The 2,028-nt window shown below is 56.7% G+C and carries 2 rRNA genes; both read right to left on the reverse strand.

Going from position 1 to position 2,028, the window contains the following annotated elements:
• Window positions 1–107, reverse strand: a 5S ribosomal RNA gene (rrf, locus tag O3Q52_RS52395); the annotation flags it as partial.
• A gap of 96 nt (window positions 108–203) precedes the next feature.
• Window positions 204–2,028, reverse strand: a 23S ribosomal RNA gene (locus O3Q52_RS52400); the annotation flags it as partial.

Raw genomic sequence — 2,028 nt, forward strand, 5'->3', positions numbered from 1 at the left:
GTCCTACTCTCCCACAGGGTCCCCCCTGCAGTACCATCGGCGCTGTAAGGCTTAGCTTCCGGGTTCGGAATGTAACCGGGCGTTTCCCTCACGCTATGACCACCGAAACACTATGAAACTGTGAATACCGCACCACACCGCGTGGCCACACGGGTATGGGGTTGTTCGTGGTTTCAGAACCAACACAGTGGACGCGAGCAACTGAGGACAAGCCCTCGGCCTATTAGTACCAGTCAGCTTCACCCCTTACGGGGCTTCCACATCCGGCCTATCAACCCAGTCGTCTACTGGGAGCCTTAACCAATCTAGTTGGTGGGAATACTCATCTCGAAGCAGGCTTCCCGCTTAGATGCTTTCAGCGGTTATCCCTCCCGAACGTAGCCAACCAGCCATGCCCTTGGCAGGACAACTGGCACACCAGAGGTTCGTCCGTCCCGGTCCTCTCGTACTAGGGACAGCCCTTCTCAATATTCCTACGCGCACAGCGGATAGGGACCGAACTGTCTCACGACGTTCTAAACCCAGCTCGCGTACCGCTTTAATGGGCGAACAGCCCAACCCTTGGGACCGACTCCAGCCCCAGGATGCGACGAGCCGACATCGAGGTGCCAAACCATCCCGTCGATATGGACTCTTGGGGAAGATCAGCCTGTTATCCCCGGGGTACCTTTTATCCGTTGAGCGACGGCGCTTCCACAAGCCACCGCCGGATCACTAGTCCCGACTTTCGTCCCTGCTCGACCCGTCGGTCTCACAGTCAAGCTCCCTTGTGCACTTACACTCAACACCTGATTGCCAACCAGGCTGAGGGAACCTTTGGGCGCCTCCGTTACTCTTTAGGAGGCAACCGCCCCAGTTAAACTACCCATCAGACACTGTCCCTGATCCGGATCACGGACCCAGGTTAGACATCCAGCACGACCAGACTGGTATTTCAACGACGACTCCACAGACACTGGCGTGCCCGCTTCAAAGTCTCCCAGCTATCCTACACAAGCCGAACCGAACACCAATATCAAACTGTAGTAAAGGTCCCGGGGTCTTTCCGTCCTGCTGCGCGAAACGAGCATCTTTACTCGTAGTGCAATTTCACCGGGCCTATGGTTGAGACAGTCGAGAAGTCGTTACGCCATTCGTGCAGGTCGGAACTTACCCGACAAGGAATTTCGCTACCTTAGGATGGTTATAGTTACCACCGCCGTTTACTGGCGCTTAAGTTCTCAGCTTCGCACACCCGAAAGTGCACTAACCGGTCCCCTTAACGTTCCAGCACCGGGCAGGCGTCAGTCCGTATACATCGCCTTACGGCTTCGCACGGACCTGTGTTTTTAGTAAACAGTCGCTTCTCGCTGGTCTCTGCGGCCACCCCCAGCTCACGGAGTAAATCCGATCACCAGTGATGGCCCCCCTTCTCCCGAAGTTACGGGGGCATTTTGCCGAGTTCCTTAACCATAGTTCACCCGAACGCCTCGGTATTCTCTACCTGACCACCTGAGTCGGTTTAGGGTACGGGCCGCCATGAAACTCGCTAGAGGCTTTTCTCGACAGCATAGGATCATCCACTTCACCACAATCGGCTCGGCATCAGGTCTCAGACTATTGCCAGGCGGATTTACCTACCTGACGTCCTACACCCTTACCCCGGGACAACCACCGCCCGGGCTGGACTACCTTCCTGCGTCACCCCATCACTCACCTACTACAGGTCTGGTCCGTCGGCTCCACCACTCCCCTTTGCCCGAAGGCTCCAGGGCGGCTTCACGGACTTAGCATCGCCTGGTTCAATGTTTGACGCTTCACAGCGGGTACCGGAATATCAACCGGTTATCCATCGACTACGCCTGTCGGCCTCGCCTTAGGTCCCGACTTACCCTGGGCAGATCAGCTTGACCCAGGAACCCTTAGTCAATCGGCGCACACGTTTCTCACGTGTGTATCGCTACTCATGCCTGCATTCTCACTCGTGAACCGTCCACCACTAGCTTCCGCTGCGGCTTCACCCGGCACACGACGCTCCCCTACCCATCC

Source organism: Streptomyces sp. ActVer (assembly GCF_027270795.1).
In the GTDB taxonomy this organism is placed as follows: domain Bacteria; phylum Actinomycetota; class Actinomycetes; order Streptomycetales; family Streptomycetaceae; genus Streptomyces; species Streptomyces umbrinus_A.